Consider the following 25,328-nt stretch of genomic DNA (forward strand, 5'->3'; position numbering starts at 1 on the left):
GGTTGGCAGGTATCAACTCGATAGCTGATTGGCGAACTGCCCGACGGCATTCACCACTTTCTGCGCGCCATCCTGAATCTCGACGATCACCGTGCCCGCCTCGGCCGCCAGCGCCAGCCCCTGTTCGGCCTGGAGCTTGCCGTCGGTCATCAGCGACACGGCATTGCGCGCCATGTCCTGGTTCTGCCGCACCACCAGGACGATTTCATCGGTGGCCTGGCTGGTGCGCGAGGCCAGTTGCCGGACTTCGTCGGCGACCACGGCAAAACCGCGCCCTTGCTCACCGGCGCGGGCCGCTTCGATAGCGGCGTTGAGCGCCAGCAGGTTGGTCTGTTCGGCGATGCCGCTGATGGTCTTGACGATGGTGCCGATCACGATCGACTGCTCGTTCAGCGCTTCGATGCCATCACCGGCGGTTTGCATGTGCCTGGCCAGGTCACGCATCACGTTGACGGCCTGGGTCACCACGGTGGTGCCACGCTGGGCACTTTGATCGGTCAGTTGCGAGGTGCCGTAGGCGATGTTGGCCGCTTCGGCCACAGCCAGTTCCTGATTGACCTGATCGGTAATCACCGTGGCGAATTTCACCACTTTGTAGAGCTTGTTGTTGGCGTCGATCACCGGGTTGTACGACGCTTCCAGCCACACATCACGTCCGTGGCTATCGAGACGCTTGAAGCGTCCTGCGACGAATTCACCGGAATTCAGGCGACGCCAGAATTCCTGGTACTCGGGGCTGTTGTATTCCTGCGCCTCGCAGAAAGTGCGGTGATGTTTGCCTTTGACCTGCGCCAGGCTGTAACCCATGGCGTTGAGAAAACGGTCATTGGCCGTCAGCACGTTGCCCTGCAAGTCGAACTCGATCACCGCGGTCGACCGCACCAGGGCGCCGATCAGGTTTTCATGCTCACGCGATGCCTCGATGGTGCGGGTGAGGTCGCTGGAGAAAATCGAGAAACTGCGGATCTTTCCGTCCGAAGTGCGCACCGGTTGCAGGATCGAACGCAACCAGGCTTCCTGGCCATTGCCGCGCAACAGGCGCACCGCGCCTACGAAGTGCTCGCCACGGGTCAGCGCTTGCCGGAAGCGAATGTGGAACTCGTTCGACTTGACGTGGGCCGGCACGAACTCCTCGAGAGGACGACCTACAAGATCATTCTCCTTGTAGAGCATCTCGTTGAGGAAGTTCGGGTTCACCGATTGAATCCGTGCATCGGCATCCAGCGTGAAGACCAGCATCTCGCTTTCCAGGCTCTCCTTGACCTGTTTCAGGCAGGACAGTTCTTCGCGAAGATCCGACAATTCTTGCTTCAAGCGTTTGTTGAACATGGAAAGCACCGATGGGCTGGAAAAAAAGCGGCTTACAGCTTAACCATCGGCACTCGGGGTATTTTCTGAAGCGCCTTTCAGGGTTGTCCTGCGCAAATAGTGTTACAGCGCAATGCTCCATCGGGCTCAAACAGCTTCGGGCGCTGGGCAACGACCGCTCGTCGGCATCCGCGCACCGAAGTACATCGCGCTGCTGATCCCCACAGCCCCCATTACGCTGCAGAAAATCACACAGATCCACGGGCTCCAAGGCATCAGGCCGATCAACACCAGCGGCGTGACACTCGCCCACGCGGCGTAGGCAATGTTGTAGGTGAAGGAAATCCCCGAGACGCGAATTCGCGCCGGGAACAGGTTGACCATCACCGATGGCACGGCGCCAACCACCCCGCAGCACAGCCCGGCCACGGCATAGGCGAGGCCGACCCAACTGCCGCCGATGATCAGGCAGGTGTAAAGCAGGCCGATGCCCAATGGCAGCAGCAGGCTGTAGAGCATCACCGTGCGCCAGGCACCGATGCGGTCGACGAGCAGGCCGGCCAGTACGCAACCGATGTTGAGGAACACGATGCCCAGGGCACTGAGCGCGAAGGTGTGGCTGGCGGTCATGCCAAAGGTCTTCTGCATCATGGTCGGCGTGATGACCACGAACACCACCACCGCCGAGGTCAGCACGCAGGTGAGGATCATCGCCGGCAGGATCGCCAGGCGATGTTCGCGCAGCACTGTGCGCAGCGGCAGCTCCACGGCGGCCTCGCGTTTGGCCTGCATGGCCATGAACACCGGCGTTTCGCTGAGCCAGCGGCGCAGCCACACGCCAATTACGCCAAACACGCCGCCCAGCAGGAACGGGTAACGCCAGGCGTAATCGAGGATCTGTTCGGGGGTGAAAGCCTGCGCCAGGAACGTCGCGGTCAATGCGCCCAGCAAATAACCAAAGGTCAACCCGGCCTGCAAAAAGCCCAGGGCGTAGCCGCGATGTCCGGCCGGCGCATGCTCGGCGACGAACACCCAGGCACTCGGCACCTCACCGCCCACCGCTGCGCCCTGCAGGACGCGCAGGAGCAACAGCAGCAGCGGTGCGAAATAGCCGATTTGCGCGTAGGTCGGCATGATGCCGATCAGCAGGCAGGGCAAGGCCATCATCAGGATGCTCAGGCTGAACACCTTCTTGCGCCCCAGCCGGTCGGCAAAATGGGCCATCAGAATCCCGCCCAGCGGCCGCGCCAGGTAACCGGTGACGAAAATCCCGAAGCTTTGCAGCAGACGCAGCCATTCGGGCATTTCCGGCGGGAAGAACAGCTGACTGAGGGTCAGGGCGAAAAATACGAAAATGATGAAATCGTAGATTTCCAGCGCACCGCCCAGGGCCGCAAGACCCAGGGTCTTGTAGTCCGAGCGGCTGAACGGGGCCGGGCGCGATTCGTGATGGGCAGTCATTTAAAGAACTCTGGCGTAGGCAAAAACCAAGGCGCCCATGGTCTACGCAAATGCGCCAATGGACAACCCGCTGCGCGATATCGTTGACGAACCTGTAGGAGCGGGCTTGCTCCGGGCGGCGTTCCGACGATGGGATTGCAACCGCCACGTTAGACCAAAGTCCTGTTGCACAGAAACTTCGTCACAAAACATGACCGATTGTTTTACTGTGGGCACCTGTCCAAAGGGGCCATTGCAGCCCTCAAGACCATAACAAACATAAAAATCGAGGTACGCCTGTGGCCGCTGATATCGAAGATACCCGCTCTGCCCGCTTTGCCCTGCGTTGTTCCGACTTTGCCGAACGCTGGTTCCCCGACTCCTGGGTGTTCGCCGCCCTGGCCGTCATCATCGTCGCCGTCGCGACCCTGTTCATGGGCGCCAAACCCACCGATGCCGCCATGGCCTTCGGTGACGGGTTCTGGAGCCTGATCCCGTTCACCATGCAGATGGCGTTCGTGGTGATTGGCGGTTATGTGGTCGCCAGCTCGCCACCGGCGGTGAAGCTGATCGACCGTCTGGCACGCATTCCGAAAAACGGCCGCTCCGCCGTGGCCTGGGTGGCGCTGATCTCCATGGTCGCGTCGCTGCTCAACTGGGGCCTGTCGCTGGTATTCGGCGGCTTGCTGGTTCGCGCCCTCGCCCGCCGCACCGACCTGAAAATGGATTACCGCGCCGCCGGTGCTGCCGCCTACCTGGGCCTGGGGGCCGTGTGGGCGCTGGGCTTGTCGTCGTCCGCCGCGCAACTGCAGGCCAACCCGGCCAGCCTGCCGCCGTCGATTCTGTCGATCACCGGGGTGATTCCTTTCACGCAAACCATCTTCCTGTGGCAGTCGGGGGTGATGTTGCTGGCGCTGATCGTGATCTCGCTGATCATTGCCTACGCCACCGCGCCGGGACCGAACTCGGCCCGTGATGCCAAGGCCTGTGGCATCGACCCGAGCTTCAACCTGCCGCCGCTGCAACCGCGCACCCGTCCCGGCGAATGGCTGGAACACAGCCCGCTGCTGATCATCGTGCTGGTGTTGCTGGCTGCCGGCTGGCTGTTCCACGAGTTCTCGACCAAACCTGCGATCACCGCGATTTCCGGGCTGAACACTTATAACTTCCTGTTCATCATGCTCGGCGCGCTGCTGCACTGGCGCCCACGCAGCTTCCTCGATGCCGTGGCGCGTGCGGTGCCGACCACCACCGGCGTGCTGATCCAGTTCCCGCTGTATGGCTCGATCGCGGCGCTGATGACCACCGTCAAAGGCACCGACGCGCAAACCCTGGCGCACCACATCTCGACCTTTTTCGTACAGATCGCATCGCATGACACCTACGCGCTGCTGATGGGCGTGTACTCGGCGATCCTCGGTTTCTTCATTCCGTCGGGTGGCGGCAAATGGATCATCGAGGCGCCGTATGTCATGCAGGTGGCCACCGACCTCAACTATCACCTGGGCTGGGCGGTGCAGATCTACAACGCCGCAGAGGCGCTGCCGAACCTGATCAACCCGTTCTACATGCTGCCGCTGCTCGGCGTGCTGGGCCTGAAGGCGCGCGACCTGATCGGCTTCTCCTTCGTGCAACTGCTGGTGCACACGCCGCTGGTGCTGTTTTTGCTCTGGGCGTTGGGCACGACGCTGGCCTACACGCCACCCGTCATGCCATAACGTAAAAATAAGGGCCGATAGTGCTATCGGCCCCACTTCTGGCTGGTCTGTTTCTGTCCGCCCGCTCTATCGGGCCCACACGCTGACAAGGATCTGAGCATGTTGAAACTCGCTGGACTTACCCTCGCTGCCCTCGCCCTGAGCACCGCTGCCCAAGCGGAAGTCGGTCTCAAGCTGGGCAGCACCGAGCGCGTCACCCGCCTGTTCGCCTACCCCAACAACTGCAACGTCATCTGCTTTCGCAACTGGACACTGGAGCAGACCGTCGAGCATTACCTGACGCAAAGCGTGCAGCGCGATGGCTATAGCGACGCGAAGGTCCAGGTCAAAACCGATAACGGCCAGCTCCACGCCGAAATCATCGGCGTGCCCGCCAGCTATGCCAAACCCCTGACAGCGTTGCTCGATGCCGGCGACCTGGCCTACAACGGCGCCAGCAAGCTCAACGCCGACGGCAAATGGGCCTACAACTGGTACTTGTTCCTGCCGTTGGGCATGGCCCTGGAAAACCGTAGAAGTGTCGAGCTGCTGCATTTCCCGCCGGATTATTCGCTGACCCAGGCGCAGGACTACCTGAAGTCGGCCACCACTGATCGCTGGGCCTCGCTGTTGACGGTCAACGGTGTCGCGGCCGAACAGACACCGGCCTACCAGACCATCATCGACATCGCACCCATTGCCGCACCGTCCAATGCCGGCAAGGACCTGGAAGGCGTCTACGACTACTTCAAGGACTACCAGACCACCATGGTCAAGCAGCTCAGCCAGACAGCCAGCGGGGTGGCTTTGCCCATGGTCGCCTTCGGTTCCCCCGTGCGCACCTGGATCAAAGAGCAATACGGGCCGACCGTAAACGTGCTGGGCCTGGTCAGCATCAACCCGACCGGGTCGCTCAAGGTGCCGGTCCTGGGCGCCAACCACCCGAGCTACATCTGGTACGCCGCCGACCCGGCCAGCTACACCGGCAAGGATGCCCAGGCGCAGGCCGACGCGGCCGGCCTGAAAGTCATGGGCCAGGACTTGAGCGCTTCGTGCTGGCAGGCCGCAATGGCCCGTGACCTCGACAGCAACCCGGACCTGGAACTGAAAAGCTGCACCCAGACCTGGCAAGTCGCCCAGGCCGAGAAAACCTGCCAGCTGTTCTACACCTCGATCCGCGAACTGACGCCGGCGCAAGCCGCAGCCAAATGCGCTTCGGCAACCATCAAGCCTCAGCTCAAGCAACTCAAGACGCCGACACCCGTGACCGCGATACCGGCCGGCGCGCACCTGTAAAACCACGAACGCGCCTTTACGTGTAAGCCCTGGCTGACACGTAAAGGCGCGTTTTTCGCCTGTCAGATGTGACAGTAGACCCATTGGCCGAATTGCGAGAGTCTTGCGCCACACCCATGTGCCGCAGGGGTTGACAGGATGTCAGCTGGACGGAGGTCGCAGCACTCAGCCAACAGGGACCGTTATGACAGCCCACACCAAGCAGTCGCTGATCAAACCACCCATCGACGGAATCTATCCGTCCAGGCACCTGCCTGTTCACCGTGGTTTTCCGTCGAAGGACGATTTCGAAGTCGTCTACAACGCCAAAGGCTTCTCCGTCGCGCTCATCGCCCGACGCGATTTCCTGCGCCTTGGCCGGATCTGCCGGGTCTCAGGCCAACTGTTGCCCTACCGTTGCGGACATACCCGCCAGCTCGCGCCGGGCATTCACGTCTTCGACCCGCTGTTCTGCAGCCTGCTCAACCACAGCTGCGACCCCAACGTGTTTCTCGACATGAGTGAATTGTGGTTATGGGCGTTGAAGGACATCCACAAAGGCGACCGCTTGACGATGGACTTCGCCACGACGGAAGACAAACTGCAACGGCAGTTCGCCTGCCGCTGCGGTTGTCCAGGCTGCCGGGGCTGGATCACTGGCTACGACGAGCTGCCGAATGCCAATGGCCAGCTGTATTTTCGCAACCGGCGTCGCCCCGGCAAGGGCTGAAACGGCTTACGGGGCGTCGATCGGACGCAAGCGGTATTGCGGCGGCAATTGCTCGAAACCGCTGATGGTGGCGTTGAGGCTCTTCCACCGACCGTCCTTGATGCCGTAGATGCAGCCGTGGATCGACAGTTTCTGCCCACGGTGCCAGGCGTTTTGCACAATGCTGGTGTGCCCGACGTTGGCCACTTGCTGGATCACGTTGAGTTCACAGAGGCGATCGACCCGCTCTTCCTCGGTGGCGAACGTGGCCAGCTCTTCACGCTTTTCGTAGTACAGGTCACGAATCGAGCGCAACCAGCCGTCGATCAGGCCGAACTGGCGGTCCTGCATCGAGGCCCGCACGCCACCGCAGCCATAGTGGCCAGTGACGAGGATGTGTTTGACCTTGAGCACGTCAACAGCGTACTGGATCACCGACAGGCAGTTGAGGTCGGTGTGCAGCACCACGTTGGCGACGTTGCGGTGTACGAACAGGTCGCCGGGCAGCATGCCAACGATCTCGTTCGCCGGCACACGGGCGTCGGAGCAGCCAATCCACAGGTATTCCGGGGTTTGCTGACGGGCCAGTTTGGCGAAGAAATCAGGATCTTCCTGCTTGATCGCGTCAGCCCAACGCTCATTGTTATCAATCAGATCTTGTAATTCGTTCATGCATGAAGCCTCGATAATGATGCGCAGGTATGACAGACAACCGTCCGTCGGGGTCACGCATCCGATGCAGATTGCCGATTACCGGTGTTCCATGCCGGCGGAATTCTGGGCAACCCAGTGGGTCCACCCCTAGTAAGGATCACAGTATGAGGAATTGCCATGACTGATTCACGACGTCCGTTTGACGCAGCGCAACCCGAGCCCATCGACGACAACGAAGACCGCATGGGCTCGGTGCATGAGCTGGATTTCGACGATGAAGAGCCCAGCGCGAAGATCGGCGATGAACTGCCGGAAAAGGAGCGCAGGCACCTGCTGCCCGAAGAGCGTGTGCGCGAAGCCGGGATGACGGGCGCTTCGACCGCCGATCACGAGGTCACTGACGACGACCTGAGCCCGGAAACCCTGATCCGCGAGGATGGCGCGCGCGATGCCCATGAGGCTGGGGATGATCGTCGGACCGACTGGGATTTGAGCATTGTCGGCGAGGATGAGATCGGCGCCGGCGATGGGCTGGATGAGGCGGAGCTGGCGCGGCGCAGGCCTTTGGATGGTAAGCGCTCGTAGATCGCTATCGCGAGCAGGCTCGCTCCCACATTTTGACCGCATTTCACTTGAAGAAACCCGGCCCACTGTGGGAGCGAGCCTGCTCGCGATGCTTTTGGGCCTTCACTCAACCAGAGTACAGGCCATCACCACCGCATCCTCACGCCCCCCACCGCCGGGTAATAATCCCGGCGCCGGCCAATCTCGTTGAATCCAAAACGCTCATAAAGCCTGAACGCCGAAGTATTACTGTCGCGAACCTCGAGGAAACACTCGCGGGCATCGGCCTTGTAGGCGATCGACATCAGGTACTCGAGCAACGTCAACCCGAGGCCACGGCCCTGGTTTTCCGGTTTGACGGTAATGTTCAGCAGATGCGCCTCATCGAGGATGATCTGCACCACCCCGTGCCCCACCTGCTGCGAACCTTCGAACATCAGCCAGATCTGGTACTTGCCCAGCCCGTCGAGAAAAATTCCGCGGGTCCAGGGATGGCTGTACGCCGCGTATTCGATCTTCAGCACAGCCTCGAGGTCCGCCTCGGTCATCGGGCGGAACGTTACAGCGTCATTCATTCGATTCTTTCCAGCGCGCCATCAGCCGACGCATGGCTTGCCAGACATCAGCCTTACGCTGTGGCTCTTCCATCAACAATTCCAGACCCGGCAAGGCCCAGACCGAACCCAGGCCTTCGACCTGCAGCTCGCGGTTATACGATTCGGCGTTGGCCTCGCCGGCAAAACGCACGGCGGGCAGACCGATCAGCCACACGCAGACGCAGGGCGCATCCTCCAGCCGGGCCGAAAGAAATCCCTGGACGAAATCGCGTGCCGCTTCCGGCCCCTGGTCCATGTTGCCCCGCACCAGCAGCGGCCAGCGCATCGGTTCGCCGATGATCTGCGGGCTGTCCGGCAGGCCTGCGGCGCGCAGCATGTCCTTGAGCAGCAGGTAGGCCGGGTCGCGGCTCTGGAAGGCTTCGCCCGTGGGCAACTCCACCAGCAGCAGGCAACGACCGGCTCGCAGCAATTGCAGGGCGAAGCGCGGCGGCGGCACGGGCGCGGGCTTGGCCACCACCGGTGCCTCTTCCTCGACCGGCGGTGCGACGGCGCGCGTGCCTGGCGATGAGGGCCGCGGCGCTTCGATCTTTACCCGTTCCGCCGGCCGGGCTACCGGCTGCGCAGGGGCATCCGCCACGACAACCGGCGTGACCGGCGCCTCGGCCATCGGCGCCGGCATTTCCAGCAGCTCGGGCCGCGAGGGGGCGGCAAAGGGCAATTCGGTACGCGGCAGCCAGTTGACCACCTGCATGGCGGTCAGATAGGCGCGGCGACGGGACTCGATAAGCAAGGGTCGGCCACTTGTGGATAACTGAAAGTGCGCTGATTCTACCGCCCTTCGCTCAAGATCGCCCGCTGTTGATCGAATTGACTTCACCGGGAGCCCTTGCAGCCGCGAAAAATGGCGACAGCCCGTCCCGAGAATGAATGGACACCGCTGCGATGCAGTACAATCGCGGCTTTTAATTGCCAACCAGCCGGCCATTCCGATGATCGAACCCAAGCGCGTCTTGCGCGCCCTCGCTGAACACTGGGCACTTCTGGAGCCACTGTGCGAGCACTTCGACCAGGGCACACTGAGCCTCAACGAACTGCGCACGCAACTGGCCAGCCAGCAAATAGACAGCACCCCGCAGGACATCACCAACCTGCTGGACGTGTGGATCCGCCTCGACATCCTGGTGCCCGTGGCCAAAAGCCCGAACCGTTTCGAGCTGAATGCGCAGATCCATGACTTCCTCGCCTACCTGCGCCGGGAACACCGCCTGGGCCTGTGCCTGGAAATCGAAGCCTACCTGCGCCACCTCGAACGCCTGGCCGGTTACATCCAGGATGCCTTCGACGTGCGCGACGGCCATGACCTGGCGCGCCAACTGCGCCTGCTCGATATGCGCGTACGCGATGTACTGAAAAAACTCGCCAACGACGAACAGGCTTTGGTGGCCGTCGCCGAACGGGCCAAGACCAGCGACCGGCAGATTCCGCTGCGCCAGCGTTACGCCGAAGTCCTGGCGACCTGGGATGAATACGTCGAGCCGATGATTCAACTGGTGAACGCCGACGGCGCCTTCGAGCAAGGCGTGCGCAAGGTCGAAACGGTGCTGCTGAAAATGCTCACCGAACAGCAACGCCTCGGCCACCTGGTCGACGACGACATGCTGCTGCGCACCCACGCGCGCATTCTCGAAATGCAGACCAGCGCCCAGCTGACCCTGCGTCACGCCCGCGAGCTGCTGCTGCCACTGCGCGAAGAAGCGCGCCGCCACAACGCAGTAACCCGCGGTGCCGCCCTGGCGCTGGCGGCCATCCGGCGCAAGGGCATCGACGCGGTGCCGCAAGCGGCCATGCCGATGTTCACCCGGCCGCAAAGCACCTTCCTCGGCAGTGCCAGCCAGGTGGAGGCCTACGTTTACGCCCTGGCCCGCTTCGAGCCGAAACCGGCGCGTTTCCCCAAGGCCCACAAAGCCCACAGCGGCGTTGGCGCCCCACGCGCGCCACGCACCGTCCGGGAGATGCTCGACCGCTGCGAAGACGCCTTGCCGATGCCGGACCTGATGACCTGGCTGCTGGAGCAGGAACCGGACGGCGCCACCGACGAATTGCTCTACTGGTTCTCGCGCCTGTCCCGCGAGAAACGCTTCAAGCGCGAGCGTCTGGAACGCCGCGACTACTACACACATGAGCACCAGGTCAGCCTGCGCTCCTTCGCCCTGCTCTCGGCCGCTGCCGATGCCACCGAGAATTCTGCGAGCAAACCACATGCATCTTGATCTATCCGAACTGTCCCAGCTGGCGCCGATCTTTCGCGAGCTGTTCAAGGGTTACCACGTCAGCCGCCGCGATCCGGAGCTGTACGCCCAACTGTCCAACTTCCAGGACCAGTACCGAACGCTGTTCAAGGCCCTGGGTTTCGAGCTGGTGTGCGACACCCGTGGTTTCTACTACTTCGTGCCGGACCTCGCCGCAGCGGCCGTGAACAAGACCGCGCAACGCCTGGCGCTGTTCACCTTCATCCTCGTCGAGCACCTGGCCGACCAGGGCCGCGACCCGATCGCCGTACTCGACGGCGGCAGCCTCGGTCGCGACGAACTGCCGTCACTGCTGGAAAAGTACCGCGACCTGTTCATCCAGGCCGAAGTGCAGACCCAGGACGAGCTCGAAGAAAAGATCATGCGCCGCATGACCCAGCTCGGTTTCGCCAGTGAAGAAAACGGGATCTATCGTTTCCTGCCGCCGATGCACCGTTTCCTCGACGTCTGCCTGTCGGTCCAGCAGGACCGCGACCTGGCGGCCAGCCTGCACAGCGTGCTGCCGTTGCCGGCGCCGGTGCTGATTGATGAAGACAGCGACGAGAAACTGCTGCAAACCGATGACCCGCTGGACTTGAGCGAATTTGCCGGCGAGAGCGCCGAGGAAAGCGAAGAAGACGCTCTGGCCCGCGCCATTGCCGAAGAACAGGAGTCCGATGCATGAGCCAGGAACGCTACGGCATCCGCCGCTTTGCCCTTTTGAACACCGCCGGTTACAGCCTTGGCCTGTTCCCGCTGGAAGAACCGCTGTCGGTCTACGGCGCCAACAACCTCGGCAAGTCCGCGTCGATCAACGCCTTGCAGTTCCCGATCCTGGCGCGCATGTCGGACATGAGCTTCGGCAAGTACAGCCTGGAACAATCCCGGCGTTTCTACTTCGCCTCGGACACCAGCTACATCCTCGTCGAAGTGTCGCTGCCCCACGGCCCGCACGTGATCGGCGTGGTCGGTCGCGGCCCCGGTGGCGGTTTCGGTCACCAGTTCTTCGCCTACGCCGGCAAGCTCGACCTGGCCCACTACCAGAAGAACGACACCTGCCTGCGCCAGAAAGAGCTGTTCACCAATCTTGAGCGCGAAGGCTTGAAAGCCTACGAGCTCAAACCGGATGAACTGCGGCGCCTGCTGGTTGGCGGCCACACCTCGATTCCGCTGGACCTGACCCTGATCCCGCTGCGCTCCACCAGTGAACAGAGCCTGAAGACTTTCCGCGCCCTGTTCATCAACCTGCTGCACATGCGTGAAATCACCGCGGCCAAGCTCAAGCAGCTGTTCCTCGATGCCTTCGAACACAGCCTGCGCTCCGGCAGCGTCGACTACATCGCCGCGTGCGAAGAAGCGTTCCGCGACGTACGCCGCATGGAGCAGGACTACAACTCGCTGGTCACCGCCGGCCCATTGGTCGAGGCCCTGTCGGCGGGCGTGGCCCAGCGCAACATCCTGCGCGGCAAGCTGCACAGCATCTCGCCGGTGCTCGACTCGCTGCTCGGCACCTGGTCGGATTACGCCAGTGCCCGCAAGGAAGAGCTGACCATCCAGGCCGAGCACTACCGCAACGAACAGGACGCCCTGCAGAACGACCAGCGCAGCGGCACCCAGGAACTGATGCGCCTGGAACGGGAAATCACCGGCATCCAGCGCTGGCTCGGCGAACTCTCGGCACTGAAGAACCGCTTCGCCCTGGTCGATGACGTCAAGGTGCTGGAGCAGCAACTGCTCGCCGCCAAGGACGCCCACGACGAACTGGCCGGCGCCCTGGCGCAGTCGCGGCAGTTCTCCGCCGAAGACCTGGACGAACGTCTGCGCGACCTGGAAAAACGCCTGAAGTCGGTCAAGCAGCAACTCGATCACGCCGACAACAACAGCTACGCGCGCCTGCGTGAAGAGTTCTCGCAGCAGGACGTCGAGCGCCTGATGCGCCTGTTCAACAGCGCCCTGTTCAGCCTGCCGCTGGGCGAGCACGGGATTGCGCTGGACGAGGACGGCGAGTGGGTCAAGTCCATGGAACTGATCCTCGATGGCTTCAAGGGCGAGCGCTTCGAAGTGCCGGGCCTGTCCATCGACCTTTCGCACATCGAGCCTCCGGCACTGCAAGCCCTGGCCGACCGCGCCGCGTTGCGCGATCAGAAAGAGCGCCTGGAAAAAGAACTCAAGCAACTCAAGACCCAGCAGGCCGTGGCCGCCGACCGTGCGGCGAGCAAGACCCAGACCGAAGCGCTGTACCAGCAGGTGCTGGATGCACAGAAAGCCCTGGAAGACTTCCGCCGTTCGCAAACCCTGAGTGCCGAAGAAGGCGACAAGCTCGAGCAACTGGCGCAGATGGAAGCCGCCCAGGACGAGTTGAAGCGTTCCAGCGATGCCTTCACCGAACGCGTCCAGCAACTCTCGGCCAAGCTGCAACTGGTCGGTCGGCAGATCGGCGACATGGAAGCCAAGCAGCGCACCCTCGACGACGCCCTGCGTCGCCGCCAACTGCTGCCGGCCGACCTGCCGTTCGGCACGCCGTTCATGGACCCGATCGACGATTCCATGGACAACCTGCTGCCGCTGCTCAACGACTACCAGGACAGCTGGCAAGGCCTGCAACGCGCCGACGGTCAGATCGAGGCGCTGTACGCGCAGGTGCGCCTCAAGGGCGTGGCCAAGTTCGACAGCGAAGACGACATGGAGCGTCGCCTGCAATTGCTGATCAACGCCTACGCGCACCGTACCGACGAAGCCCTGACCCTGGGCAAGGCCCGCCGCGCGGCGGTGACCGACATCGCCCGGACCCTGCGCAACATCCGCAGCGACTACGACAGCCTCGAACATCAATTGGCGCTGTTCAACCGCGAGATCAACAAGCGTCAGGTGTCCAACCTGCAGAGCTTCCGCATCGTGCTCGCGCCGAACAAGGAAGCGCTCAAGCACATCGACCAGATCATCCACAGTGCCGGCCAGTACGAAGAGGGCGAGACCCTTTCCGTGTTCGACCTGAGCCAGAGCGCCGAGCAGGACAACAAGAACGAGGAAGCCAAGGAATACCTGGCGCGCCTGGTGGCGGCGAACCACAACCAGCTCGGCCTCAAGGACCTGTTCGAGCTGGCGTTCGAAATCACCAAGGTCAACGGCCAGCCGGTGATCCACACCGACATCGACGGCGCCGCGTCCAACGGCACGACGATGACCATCAAGGCGCTGACCAACATGTACCTGTTGCTGCACCTGATGGACCGCGACCAGGCCGGTCGCGTGCGCCTGCCGTACTACCTCGACGAGGCGGCGGACATCGACGAACGCAACCAGGCGGCGCTGCTGGAAACCAGCCTGCAACTGGGCTTCGTGCCGATCCTGGCGAGTGTGAAGCCACAGGTCTGCGCCAGTGTCGCCATCGACCTGGAAGGCGGCAGCGGGCCGAACGGCATCTACATCGACGAGGCGGACTGGAAGTACATCCGCCGTCACGACCAGGTGAAGGCCGTGGTCAATGTCGAGTCGGATGAGCCGGAGCTGGATGCGGTCTGATCCGAGGCAATAAAAAAGGGCCGCTGTCCATTGGATGGCGGCCCTTTTTTTGTCTTGTGGTTATGGATTGCCTGTGCTGGCTCCATCGCGAGCAGGCTCGCTCCCACAAGTTTTTGTGGTGTGTCCTGGATTAAATACACACCACCTCCCCCTGTGGGAGCGAGCCTGCTCGCGATAGCGCCCTACTTGCCGAGCGAGATCTTCGGCGCCCAGGTCAACCACTCATCCTCGAACTTGTCGAACAACGGGAACGTCTGCTCCGGCCGCGCCGGCCCGCCCATGCGATCCCCATCAGGCGTGGCGAAAGCGATCCCGCCCTGCAACAACGTTTCCAGCGACTCGGTCCTGACCGTCGCGCCCTTGAACAAGCCGTAGTCGAAACCAAAACCGCTGGTATTCCAGAAGCGCGTACCACTGCGCACCAGCGGCGCGTATTTAGGCTCGATCAGGATGTGCACCAATACGCGGTCCGCCGTCTGCCCCAACTCGTACCCCGTGACCTTGCCCACCGTGACTTCGCGGTAGGTGACCGGCACGCCGATCTTCAACGAACCACGGCGGGCGGCGCTCAGCACCAGGCTCAGCCCGTCTTCCGGCTTGGCAATCTCCGGTGGCGTGGCCAGCGCGACGAAGTTCTTCTGCGGTGCCGTGTTCTTCGCCGCCGGCTGCACTTCGATGTACTGGCCGGTCACCAGGGTTTCCAGGTTCTGCGTCTTGATCAGGCCCAGCTCGGGTTTGACCACCCAGAACTGACTGCCGGCCCGGGCAATGCGCTCCGGCACCTCGGTGATGCGGGCGCTGAGCAGCACCGATTGCAGATCATCGCTCAAGTCGACATCTTCGATCTTGCCGACATCCAGGCCCTTGAAGCGGATCGGCGTGCCGCTGCGCAGGCCATCGGCGCGGTCGACCTTGATGGTGATCATTTCGCCTTTCTGGTTGGCCTCGTCATGGTTGGCGAACAGGCGGAAACGCGGAATGCGTTTTTGCAGGGGGGCTTTCGCCAGCGGGGTTTCGAAGGCGATACCGCCGGCCATCAGGCTTTGCAGCGACTCGCTCTTGACCTGGATGCCACCGGTCAAGCCGCCGGTGAGGGTAATGCCGCTGGCATTCCAGAAACGGGTCGAGGCGTTCACCAGCCCTTCGTATTCCTTCTCGATGTGCACGCCAATCACCAACTGTTTCTTGGTGCGTGAAAACTGATAGCTCTGTACCGAACCGACCTTGACCTGTTTGTAGAGCACCGGGCTGCCGACATCCAGCGAACCGAGGTTTTCGGTGAACAACACCAGGTGCAGGCCAGGTGCGCGCAGGTCCAGCGGCGGCGCCTTGGCCCTGGCGACGAACTCACGTTGCGGCGACGCGCCCTTGTCGCCTGGGCGCACGGCAATGTAGTTACCCTTGACCAGCGCTTCCAGGCCGGTGATCCCCGCCAGGGAGATCGACGGCTTGACCACCCAGAACTGAGTGCCCTCGACCAGGTAATCTTCGGCCAGTGGGTCCAGGGTCAACTCAGCGGAGGCGCCGGACAGATCGGGGTCGATCTTCAATGCCTTCAGGCTGCCGACCTGGATGCCCTTGTACATCACCGGCGTACGGCCGGCCTGTAGGCCTTCGAAGTCGCTGAGCTTGACCTTGACCTTGATCCCGGCGGCCGCGGCATCGAAGTCCTCGTAGAGGCGGAATGGCAGGCTCGGATCGGTGGGCGGGCTGTCCTTGCGATTCTCCGGTGTGGCGAAGGCGATACCGCCGGCGACGATACTGGCCAGGGACTCGCTGCGCACTTTCACACCGGACAGGTTGGCGTCGATGCTGATGCCGCTGGCATTCCAGAAACGCGTGTGTTTGCGCACGAGCTTGGCATAGGTCGGCTCGATGAACACTTTGAGTTCAACGGTGCTCTGATCTTCGGACAACACGTAGCTTTTGATCTGACCCACGCGGATCTGCTTGTAGAACACCGGGCTGCCGCGGTTGAGCGAGCCGAGGCGATCAGCCTTGATGGTCAGGTGCAGGCCCGGTTGCGCGTCTGACAACGGCGGCTCCTCGGACAACGCCTTGAACTTGCGCGCAGGCTCCCCCTCGCCCGGGCTGATCGCCACATAGTTGCCGGAGACCAGCGTTTCCAGACCGGAGATACCGGCCAGGGTCACACTCGGCTTGACCAGCCAGAAGCGTGTGCTGGTACGCAGGTATTGCTCGACGTCCTTGTTCATCTCGACGGTGGCAATCACCGCCTTGGAGGCGCCTTCATCATCGAGCTTGAGGGCTTTCACCTTGCCGACCGACATGCCTTTGTAGACCACCTCGGTCTTATTGGCCTGAATGCCCTCGCCGCTTTCGAAACGCACCTGAACCTCAATGCCGGTTTCGTTATAGGCACGCCAGCCGAGCCAGCCTCCGATGATCAGGGCGATCAGGGGCAACACCCAGATAGCGGACCAGTTCGAAGCCGGTCGGGTTCTTGCGGTAGGCAAATCAGTCATGGTCGTCGTCCGACTCCGTGTTATCCCAAATCAGTCGGGGATCGAAAGTTACTGCGGCAAGCATCGTCAGAATCACCACACTGGCAAAAGCGATGGCGCCAAGATTGGCTTCGACACTGGCAAGCCGGCCGAAATTCACCACTGCGACAAGGATCGCAATCACAAAAATATCGAGCATCGACCAACGTCCGATGAACTCGATGAAACGGTACATCCAGATACGCTGGCGGGCCGACAGCGGTTGGTGGCGTTGCACCGAAAACAACAGCAGCGCGATGCCCACCAGCTTGAACGTGGGCACCAGGATACTGGCAATGAACACCACGGCCGCGATAGGAATCATGCCGTGCTGAACCAGCTGGATCACCCCGGACATGATGGTACTGGGATCGCCCTGACCGAGGGAGCGCACCGTCATGATCGGCAGGACGTTGGCCGGAATGTAGAGAATCGCCGCGGTGATCAGCAACGCCCAGGTACGCACGATACTGTTGGGCCGGCGAGCGTGAACCCGCGCACCGCATCGGGTGCAGACCTGTTCATCGGTGCCGGCTTCCTGCCGGTTCAGCTCATGGCATTCGGTACAGATCAGAATGCCTGCATCAATCGCCCGCATGGGCATCTTCTCCTGACAGCGCCTGCCAGATCTGGTGCGGCGACATCACCACCTCCAGCCAGACCTGGACCAACAACAAGCCGATAAAGCACGCCAAACCAAGGCCGACCGTCAGCGCTGCCATATCGGCCAGTTTGACGATCGCCACCAGGACGCCCATGAGGTAGACCTCAAGCATCCCCCAGTCACGCAAGTGGTGATAAATCCGATAGAGCAGCAGTCCGTAGCTACGACCGACATCAAACCGAATACTCAACAGCACGGCCAACTGGCACAACAACTTGAGTAACGGGATAGCCATGCTGCACAGGAAGACGATCACCGAAACACCTTGCATGCCGGTATCGAACAGGCCGACAACACCCGTCCAGACAGTGTCTTGCGATTCCTGCCCGAGTAGATTGAGCTGCATGATGGGTAAAAAGTTCGCCGGTACGTACAGCAAGAGCGCGGCGATGACCAGGGCCAGGCTACGGTGCACCACATTGTGCCGATGCGCGTAGAGCTCGTAACCACATCGCGGGCAAAGGGCTTTCTCACCATGGGCAAGCACAGGCTTGCGCATCAGCAGGTCGCACTCATGGCACGCTACCAAGTCGTCCAGTGGTAATTCTGACAGCCCACAGGCGCCAACCGGATCTGGCATAAAGGCTCTGGCTCCGAAAAAGATCGACCTATTCTAGTGTCACGGGGTGAAAATAACTGTGCAAATTTGTGAGGGGTCGAAGCCGGATTTTGTTCCGGCAAAAACAAAACCCCAACTGCTTTCGCAATTGGGGTTTCGGAATTTAATCTTGACGATGACCTACTCTCACATGGGGAAACCCCACACTACCATCGGCGATGCATCGTTTCACTGCTGAGTTCGGGATGGGATCAGGTGGTTCCAATGCTCTATGGTCGTCAAGAAATTCTTGAGCTGACGTGTCTTTCGACATTCCAGCGAATCGGGTATGTGACTTGGTGTTTTGTGAGTTGCAAACTTTCGGTTTGTTTCGTCTTCACAACACCGCAATCTGGTCGTTCGACTCAAATTGCTTGGGTGTTATATGGTCAAGCCTCACGGGCAATTAGTATTGGTTAGCTCAACGCCTCACAGCGCTTACACACCCAACCTATCAACGTCGTAGTCTTCGACGGCCCTTCAGGGAACTCAAGGTTCCAGTGAGATCTCATCTTGAGGCAAGTTTCCCGCTTAGATGCTTTCAGCGGTTATCTTTTCCGAACATAGCTACCCGGCAATGCCACTGGCGTGACAACCGGAACACCAGAGGTTCGTCCACTCCGGTCCTCTCGTACTAGGAGCAGCCCCTCTCAAATCTCAAACGTCCACGGCAGATAGGGACCGAACTGTCTCACGACGTTCTAAACCCAGCTCGCGTACCACTTTAAATGGCGAACAGCCATACCCTTGGGACCGGCTTCAGCCCCAGGATGTGATGAGCCGACATCGAGGTGCCAAACACCGCCGTCGATATGAACTCTTGGGCGGTATCAGCCTGTTATCCCCGGAGTACCTTTTATCCGTTGAGCGATGGCCCTTCCATACAGAACCACCGGATCACTAAGACCTACTTTCGTACCTGCTCGACGTGTCTGTCTCGCAGTCAAGCGCGCTTTTGCCTTTATACTCTACGACCGATTTCCGACCGGTCTGAGCGCACCTTCGTACTCCTCCGTTACTCTTTAGGAGGAGACCGCCCCAGTCAAACTACCCACCATACACTGTCCTCGATCCGGATAACGGACCTGAGTTAGAACCTCAAAGTTGCCAGGGTGGTATTTCAAGGATGGCTCCACGCAGACTGGCGTCCACGCTTCAAAGCCTCCCACCTATCCTACACAAGCAAATTCAAAGTCCAGTGCAAAGCTATAGTAAAGGTTCACGGGGTCTTTCCGTCTAGCCGCGGATACACTGCATCTTCACAGCGATTTCAATTTCACTGAGTCTCGGGTGGAGACAGCGCCGCCATCGTTACGCCATTCGTGCAGGTCGGAACTTACCCGACAAGGAATTTCGCTACCTTAGGACCGTTATAGTTACGGCCGCCGTTTACCGGGGCTTCGATCAAGAGCTTCGCGTTAGCTAACCCCATCAATTAACCTTCCGGCACCGGGCAGGCGTCACACCCTATACGTCCACTTTCGTGTTTGCAGAGTGCTGTGTTTTTAATAAACAGTCGCAGCGGCCTGGTATCTTCGACCGACGTGGGCTTACGCAGCAAGTGCTTCACCCTCATCGGCGCACCTTCTCCCGAAGTTACGGTGCCATTTTGCCTAGTTCCTTCACCCGAGTTCTCTCAAGCGCCTTGGTATTCTCTACCCAACCACCTGTGTCGGTTTGGGGTACGGTTCCTGGTTATCTGAAGCTTAGAAGCTTTTCTTGGAAGCATGGCATCAACCACTTCGTCACCTGAAAGGTAACTCGTCATCAGCTCTCGGCCTTGAAACCCCGGATTTACCTAAGATTTCAGCCTACCACCTTAAACTTGGACAACCAACGCCAAGCTGGCCTAGCCTTCTCCGTCCCTCCATCGCAATAACCAGAAGTACAGGAATATTAACCTGTTTTCCATCGACTACGCTTTTCAGCCTCGCCTTAGGGACCGACTAACCCTGCGTCGATTAACGTTGCGCAGGAAACCTTGGTCTTTCGGCGTGGGTGTTTTTCACACCCATTGTCGTTACTCATGTCAGCATTCGCACTTCTGATACCTCCAGCAAGCTTCTCAACTCACCTTCACAGGCTTACAGAACGCTCCTCTACCGCATCATCCGAAGATGATACCCGTAGCTTCGGTGTATGGTTTGAGCCCCGTTACATCTTCCGCGCAGGCCGACTCGACTAGTGAGCTATTACGCTTTCTTTAAAGGGTGGCTGCTTCTAAGCCAACCTCCTAGCTGTCTAAGCCTTCCCACATCGTTTCCCACTTAACCATAACTTTGGGACCTTAGCTGACGGTCTGGGTTGTTTCCCTTTTCACGACGGACGTTAGCACCCGCCGTGTGTCTCCCATGCTCGGCACTTGTAGGTATTCGGAGTTTGCATCGGTTTGGTAAGTCGGGATGACCCCCTAGCCGAAACAGTGCTCTACCCCCTACAGTGATACATGAGGCGCTACCTAAATAGCTTTCGAGGAGAACCAGCTATCTCCGAGCTTGATTAGCCTTTCACTCCGATCCACAGGTCATCCGCTAACTTTTCAACGGTAGTCGGTTCGGTCCTCCAGTCAGTGTTACCTAACCTTCAACCTGCCCATGGATAGATCGCCCGGTTTCGGGTCTATACCCAGCGACTAAACGCCCTATTAAGACTCGCTTTCGCTACGCCTCCCCTATTCGGTTAAGCTCGCCACTGAATATAAGTCGCTGACCCATTATACAAAAGGTACGCAGTCACAGAACAAAGTCTGCTCCCACTGCTTGTACGCATACGGTTTCAGGATCTATTTCACTCCCCTCTCCGGGGTTCTTTTCGCCTTTCCCTCACGGTACTAGTTCACTATCGGTCAGTCAGTAGTATTTAGCCTTGGAGGATGGTCCCCCCATATTCAGACAAAGTTTCTCGTGCTCCGTCCTACTCGATTTCATGACTAAGAGACTTTCGCGTACAGGGCTATCACCCACTATGGCCGCACTTTCCAGAGCGTTCCGCTAATCTCAAAGCCACTTAAGGGCTAGTCCCCGTTCGCTCGCCACTACTAAGGGAATCTCGGTTGATTTCTTTTCCTCAGGGTACTTAGATGTTTCAGTTCCCCTGGTTCGCCTCTTAAACCTATGTATTCAGTTTAAGATAACCAGCTTGTGCTGGCTGGGTTCCCCCATTCAGAGATCTCCGGATCAAAGTCTGTTTGCCGACTCCCCGAAGCTTTTCGCAGGCTACCACGTCTTTCATCGCCTCTGACTGCCAAGGCATCCACCGTATGCGCTTCTTCACTTGACCATATAACCCCAAGCAATCTGGTTATACTATGAAGACGACATTCGCCGAAAATTCGCAAAACTCTTAAGAGTCACTCACAAATTTTACCTTAGCCTGATCCGTTACCAGTGAAAGTAACGTTCAGTCTATCTTTCTATCACATACCCAAATTTTTAAAGAACGAACTAGTCAAAGACTAGAAATCAACATTCATCATCGCGGCGATGGAATGCTCATTTCTAAGCTTTACACTTCAGAAGCAGTAGTGGTGGAGCCAAGCGGGATCGAACCGCTGACCTCCTGCGTGCAAGGCAGGCGCTCTCCCAGCTGAGCTATGGCCCCGTATTTCTACAGGCGTTTCCCACACAAAATTGGTGGGTCTGGGCAGATTCGAACTGCCGACCTCACCCTTATCAGGGGTGCGCTCTAACCAACTGAGCTACAGACCCAATTTCGGGCTGCTTCTTTCGTCTTCTTCAATGAATCAAGCAATTCGTGTGGGAGCTCATGGAGCAGCTGCTGTCGTCGATTAAGGAGGTGATCCAGCCGCAGGTTCCCCTACGGCTACCTTGTTACGACTTCACCCCAGTCATGAATCACACCGTGGTAACCGTCCCCCCGAAGGTTAGACTAGCTACTTCTGGTGCAACCCACTCCCATGGTGTGACGGGCGGTGTGTACAAGGCCCGGGAACGTATTCACCGCGACATTCTGATTCGCGATTACTAGCGATTCCGACTTCACGCAGTCGAGTTGCAGACTGCGATCCGGACTACGATCGGTTTTGTGGGATTAGCTCCACCTCGCGGCTTGGCAACCCTCTGTACCGACCATTGTAGCACGTGTGTAGCCCAGGCCGTAAGGGCCATGATGACTTGACGTCATCCCCACCTTCCTCCGGTTTGTCACCGGCAGTCTCCTTAGAGTGCCCACCATAACGTGCTGGTAACTAAGGACAAGGGTTGCGCTCGTTACGGGACTTAACCCAACATCTCACGACACGAGCTGACGACAGCCATGCAGCACCTGTCTCAATGCTCCCGAAGGCACCAATCCATCTCTGGAAAGTTCATTGGATGTCAAGGCCTGGTAAGGTTCTTCGCGTTGCTTCGAATTAAACCACATGCTCCACCGCTTGTGCGGGCCCCCGTCAATTCATTTGAGTTTTAACCTTGCGGCCGTACTCCCCAGGCGGTCAACTTAATGCGTTAGCTGCGCCACTAAAGACTCAAGGTCCCCAACGGCTAGTTGACATCGTTTACGGCGTGGACTACCAGGGTATCTAATCCTGTTTGCTCCCCACGCTTTCGCACCTCAGTGTCAGTATCAGTCCAGGTGGTCGCCTTCGCCACTGGTGTTCCTTCCTATATCTACGCATTTCACCGCTACACAGGAAATTCCACCACCCTCTACCATACTCTAGCTTGTCAGTTTTGAATGCAGTTCCCAGGTTGAGCCCGGGGCTTTCACATCCAACTTAACAAACCACCTACGCGCGCTTTACGCCCAGTAATTCCGATTAACGCTTGCACCCTCTGTATTACCGCGGCTGCTGGCACAGAGTTAGCCGGTGCTTATTCTGTCGGTAACGTCAAAATTGCAGAGTATTAATCTACAACCCTTCCTCCCAACTTAAAGTGCTTTACAATCCGAAGACCTTCTTCACACACGCGGCATGGCTGGATCAGGCTTTCGCCCATTGTCCAATATTCCCCACTGCTGCCTCCCGTAGGAGTCTGGACCGTGTCTCAGTTCCAGTGTGACTGATCATCCTCTCAGACCAGTTACGGATCGTCGCCTTGGTGAGCCATTACCTCACCAACTAGCTAATCCGACCTAGGCTCATCTGATAGCGCAAGGCCCGAAGGTCCCCTGCTTTCTCCCGTAGGACGTATGCGGTATTAGCGTCCGTTTCCGGACGTTATCCCCCACTACCAGGCAGATTCCTAGGCATTACTCACCCGTCCGCCGCTCTCAAGAAAAGCAAGCTTTTCTCTACCGCTCGACTTGCATGTGTTAGGCCTGCCGCCAGCGTTCAATCTGAGCCATGATCAAACTCTTCAGTTCAAACATCTTTGGGTTTTGAGAAAACCCTAAACTTGGCTCAGCAATCGTTGGTTACATCTTTGATTTCTCGCGGAGTAACTTGTGATGCTGATAATCTGTTGACTAGCAGTCTGACTCCACAAGCACCCACACGAATTGCTTGATTCAGTTGTTAAAGAGCGGTTGGTTAAGATCTTTCGTCTCAACCGAGGCGCGCATTCTACAGCGTCCCCCGTGTCTGTCAAGCGGTTATTTTAAGAAGTTTTCAAAGTTTCCTTTGCAACTTCAACCACTTGCGCTTCCGATCTCTCGTTAGCGGGAGGCGAATTCTACAGCGTTGTTCGCTGCTGTCAACACCTATTTTTCTCCGCTTTCGATCGAGAAGACCGAACCGTCAATCAAGCGACAACTTGCTGCCTGACCGACTCCTTCCAGGCCTCGATAACTTGAAGCCGAACACTGCCGAAATTCGCGTAACTCGTTGTTTACCAAGGAGTTTTCCGTTTCGACTGCGCCGGAAGTGGGGCGAATTATAGACCTCCAGAATCTGCCGTCAACCCTTTATTACGCTTTTCTTGCAGAAGATGTTTTTTTGCCCATTAAACGGGGAATTCGGCGAGCAACCGGCGGCAGGCGCAACACTAATAGCAGCGCCCCTATAGAGGCATACACCACCCACTCTTCCAGGTCAGCGCGCACAATCCACAACATGTGCAGTAATCCGAGCCCAAGAATCACGTAGGCCAGTCGATGCAACTTCTTCCAGCGAGCGCCCAGGCGCCGCTGACTATAACGATTGGAGGTCAGCGCCAACGCCAGCAAACCCAGGAAGCCCAGCGCGCCGACAATAATGTACGGTCGCTTGCGCAGCTCCACCCCCAGCTGTGACCAATCAAAGCCAAGAACGAATGCCATGTAACTGCACAGATGCAGCAGCACATAAGCGAAGCACCACAAACCCAGTTGGCGCCGGACAGCCACCCACCCTGCCCAACCACTGAGCTTTTGCAACGGCGTCATGCTCAAGGTGATCAGCAACAGAACCAGCGTGCCCAGCCCCAGTCGGTCGACCAGCACCTTGCCCGGGTCCGGCCCCAGTGCATCGGTCCACGCTTGATAAAGCCACAATAGCGGCCACACCGCTGCTGCGATAAAGACACCCACCCGCCACAACGCAAAACGCATCAGTAGTTCTTCCGCAGATCGAGCCCTGTGTATAACGAAGCGACTTCATCGGCGTAGCCATTGAACATCTGGGTGTCGCGCACATTGGGTTTGAACAGTCCGCTGGGCAACCGACGCTCACGCGCCTGCGTCCAGCGCGGATGATCGACCGTCGGGTTCACGTTGGCATAAAAGCCATACTCATCCGCCGCGATACTTTGCCAAGTGGTTTTCGGCTGCTCACTGACCAGGCTGATGCGCACGATGGACTTGATACTCTTGAAGCCGTACTTCCACGGCACCACCAGGCGCAAAGGCGCACCGTTCTGGTTGGGCAGTTCGCGCCCATACATGCCCACCGCCAGAATGGCCAAGGGATTCATGGCTTCATCCAATCGCAACCCTTCTACATAAGGCCAGTCGATCAGGGCGAAACCCGACCGCTGCCCCGGCATGCTCTTGGGGTCCTGCAATGTTTCGAAGCGGATGAATTTAGCCTTGGAAGTCGGCTCGACTTCCTTTAGCAATGCCGAGATCGGGAAACCGATCCAGGGAATGACCATCGACCAGGCTTCGACACAGCGCAGACGATAAATACGCTCCTCCAGCTGGTAGGGCTTCATGAAGTCTTCCAGCGCATAACGCCCGGGCTTCGCCACCTCGCCGTCCACCACCACACTCCACGGCTCCGTTTTCAGCGCACCGGCATTGGCCGCCGGATCACCTTTATCGGCGCCGAACTCATAGAAGTTGTTGTAGTGGGTCGCATCCTTGAACGGTGTGATGGCCTCGTCCTTGACGTTGACCGCTCCCCACTGAACGGAAGAAAGCTTCTCGGTGAACCAGGCCGGCGCCTTGCCAGGCTCGACATCGGCATAACGCGCAGCATCGGCAGCACCGGCCCAGCGCGGCAGAGTGCTCACTGCCAGACCGGCAACGGCAGCACCCAGGACATTTCGGCGAGAGAGATAGAGCGATTCAGGCGTGACGTCCGACTCATGGCAGTCGGACGCCTTGGGAACTTTGATCAGCATGGTAACTCCGCAGCATTGGAGAACAGATGCACCAATAGACTGCGGA

Annotated in this window: 16 protein-coding genes, 2 tRNA genes, 3 rRNA genes and 1 pseudogene; 7 read left to right on the top strand and 15 right to left on the bottom strand. The window is 59.3% G+C overall.

Going from position 1 to position 25,328, the window contains the following annotated elements; all coding sequences use genetic code 11:
* Positions 1 to 12: 12 nt before the first annotated feature.
* Positions 13 to 1,329, bottom strand: coding sequence for a methyl-accepting chemotaxis protein (locus ABVN20_RS09290; protein WP_368555356.1), 1,317 nt, complete (start codon positions 1,327 to 1,329; stop codon positions 13 to 15).
* A gap of 126 nt (positions 1,330 to 1,455) precedes the next feature.
* On the bottom strand, positions 1,456 to 2,769 hold the full coding sequence (locus ABVN20_RS09295) for an MFS transporter (RefSeq protein ID WP_368555357.1): 1,314 nt from the start codon (positions 2,767 to 2,769) through the stop codon (positions 1,456 to 1,458).
* Positions 2,770 to 3,047: 278 nt separating this feature from the next.
* Between ABVN20_RS09295 and ABVN20_RS09300 the strand changes: the two genes are divergently transcribed.
* The 3 genes from ABVN20_RS09300 (at position 3,048) to ABVN20_RS09310 (ending at position 6,450) form a co-directional block, all read left to right on the top strand.
* Positions 3,048 to 4,466, top strand: a complete 1,419-nt coding sequence (locus ABVN20_RS09300) for a short-chain fatty acid transporter (RefSeq protein WP_368555358.1) — start codon at positions 3,048 to 3,050, stop codon at positions 4,464 to 4,466.
* 99 nt (positions 4,467 to 4,565) lie between these two features.
* The gene (locus ABVN20_RS09305) at positions 4,566 to 5,741 is read left to right on the top strand and encodes a hypothetical protein (RefSeq protein ID WP_368555359.1); all 1,176 of its coding nucleotides are present in this window, start codon (positions 4,566 to 4,568) and stop codon (positions 5,739 to 5,741) included.
* A 184-nt stretch (positions 5,742 to 5,925) separates the two neighbouring features.
* Positions 5,926 to 6,450, top strand: coding sequence for an SET domain-containing protein-lysine N-methyltransferase (locus tag ABVN20_RS09310; RefSeq protein ID WP_368555360.1), 525 nt, complete (start codon positions 5,926 to 5,928; stop codon positions 6,448 to 6,450).
* A gap of 6 nt (positions 6,451 to 6,456) precedes the next feature.
* Here ABVN20_RS09310 and can read toward each other — a convergent pair whose 3' ends face one another.
* Complete coding sequence (gene can, locus ABVN20_RS09315; protein WP_368555361.1) at positions 6,457 to 7,101, bottom strand: carbonate dehydratase; 645 nt, start codon at positions 7,099 to 7,101, stop codon at positions 6,457 to 6,459.
* 159 nt (positions 7,102 to 7,260) lie between these two features.
* Here can and ABVN20_RS09320 point away from each other — a divergent pair, with 159 nt between their 5' ends.
* Entirely contained in the window at positions 7,261 to 7,668 is a 408-nt protein-coding gene (locus ABVN20_RS09320; protein WP_368555362.1) for a serine kinase/phosphatase, read from the top strand.
* Positions 7,669 to 7,770: 102 nt separating this feature from the next.
* Here ABVN20_RS09320 and rimI read toward each other — a convergent pair.
* Together rimI and ABVN20_RS09330 are read right to left on the bottom strand one after the other, a co-directional pair.
* Positions 7,771 to 8,222, bottom strand: a pseudogene (rimI, locus tag ABVN20_RS09325) (ribosomal protein S18-alanine N-acetyltransferase).
* A complete protein-coding gene (locus tag ABVN20_RS09330) occupies positions 8,215 to 8,955 on the bottom strand; it encodes an energy transducer TonB (RefSeq protein ID WP_368557687.1) in 741 nt (246 codons plus the stop codon). The pseudogene rimI and the gene ABVN20_RS09330 overlap by 8 nt, the downstream one beginning before the upstream one ends.
* 238 nt (positions 8,956 to 9,193) lie before the next feature.
* Between ABVN20_RS09330 and mksB the strand changes: the two genes are divergently transcribed.
* The 3 genes from mksB to mksF are packed head-to-tail and all read left to right on the top strand — an operon-like array spanning position 9,194 to position 14,014.
* Positions 9,194 to 10,474 (top strand): Mks condensin complex protein MksB, encoded by a 1,281-nt coding sequence (gene mksB / locus ABVN20_RS09335; protein WP_368555363.1) that lies wholly within the window; start codon positions 9,194 to 9,196, stop codon positions 10,472 to 10,474.
* A complete protein-coding gene (gene mksE, locus ABVN20_RS09340; protein WP_368555364.1) occupies positions 10,464 to 11,177 on the top strand; it encodes an Mks condensin complex protein MksE in 714 nt (237 codons plus the stop codon). The genes mksB and mksE overlap by 11 nt, the downstream gene beginning before the upstream one ends.
* Positions 11,174 to 14,014: an Mks condensin complex protein MksF gene (gene mksF, locus ABVN20_RS09345; protein ID WP_368555365.1), complete on the top strand. Its 2,841-nt coding sequence runs from the start codon at positions 11,174 to 11,176 to the stop codon at positions 14,012 to 14,014. Before mksE ends, mksF begins: the two co-directional genes overlap by 4 nt.
* Before the next feature lie 182 nt (positions 14,015 to 14,196).
* Here mksF and ABVN20_RS09350 read toward each other — a convergent pair whose 3' ends face one another.
* From ABVN20_RS09350 to msrP, 10 genes are all read right to left on the bottom strand, one after another.
* On the bottom strand, positions 14,197 to 16,500 hold the full coding sequence (locus tag ABVN20_RS09350; RefSeq protein ID WP_368555366.1) for an intermembrane transport protein PqiB: 2,304 nt from the start codon (positions 16,498 to 16,500) through the stop codon (positions 14,197 to 14,199).
* Positions 16,493 to 17,116 (bottom strand): paraquat-inducible protein A, encoded by a 624-nt coding sequence (locus ABVN20_RS09355; protein WP_368555367.1) that lies wholly within the window; start codon positions 17,114 to 17,116, stop codon positions 16,493 to 16,495. The genes ABVN20_RS09350 and ABVN20_RS09355 overlap by 8 nt, the downstream gene beginning before the upstream one ends.
* Entirely contained in the window at positions 17,103 to 17,762 is a 660-nt protein-coding gene (locus ABVN20_RS09360; RefSeq protein WP_368555368.1) for a paraquat-inducible protein A, read from the bottom strand. Before ABVN20_RS09360 ends, ABVN20_RS09355 begins: the two co-directional genes overlap by 14 nt.
* A gap of 146 nt (positions 17,763 to 17,908) precedes the next feature.
* Positions 17,909 to 18,024: ribosomal RNA gene (gene rrf, locus ABVN20_RS09365) — 5S ribosomal RNA — on the bottom strand.
* A gap of 141 nt (positions 18,025 to 18,165) precedes the next feature.
* Positions 18,166 to 21,059: ribosomal RNA gene (locus ABVN20_RS09370) — 23S ribosomal RNA — on the bottom strand.
* A gap of 245 nt (positions 21,060 to 21,304) precedes the next feature.
* Positions 21,305 to 21,380 (bottom strand) — tRNA-Ala (locus ABVN20_RS09375).
* Positions 21,381 to 21,410: 30 nt separating this feature from the next.
* Positions 21,411 to 21,487: transfer RNA gene (locus tag ABVN20_RS09380), tRNA-Ile, on the bottom strand.
* 81 nt (positions 21,488 to 21,568) lie between these two features.
* A 16S ribosomal RNA gene (locus ABVN20_RS09385) occupies positions 21,569 to 23,105 on the bottom strand.
* Together the 16S, 23S and 5S rRNA genes with 2 tRNA genes alongside form the textbook arrangement of a ribosomal RNA operon.
* Positions 23,106 to 23,648: 543 nt before the next feature.
* Positions 23,649 to 24,269 carry a protein-methionine-sulfoxide reductase heme-binding subunit MsrQ gene (gene msrQ / locus ABVN20_RS09390; RefSeq protein WP_368555369.1) on the bottom strand — a complete coding sequence of 207 codons (621 nt, stop codon included), beginning with the start codon at positions 24,267 to 24,269 and terminating at the stop codon, positions 23,649 to 23,651.
* Positions 24,269 to 25,282, bottom strand: coding sequence for a protein-methionine-sulfoxide reductase catalytic subunit MsrP (gene msrP / locus ABVN20_RS09395; RefSeq protein WP_368555370.1), 1,014 nt, complete (start codon positions 25,280 to 25,282; stop codon positions 24,269 to 24,271). Before msrP ends, msrQ begins: the two co-directional genes overlap by 1 nt.
* Positions 25,283 to 25,328 lie beyond the last annotated feature (46 nt).

The sequence above is a fragment of the Pseudomonas sp. MYb118 genome (assembly GCF_040947875.1).
In the GTDB taxonomy this organism is placed as follows: Bacteria; Pseudomonadota; Gammaproteobacteria; order Pseudomonadales; family Pseudomonadaceae; genus Aquipseudomonas.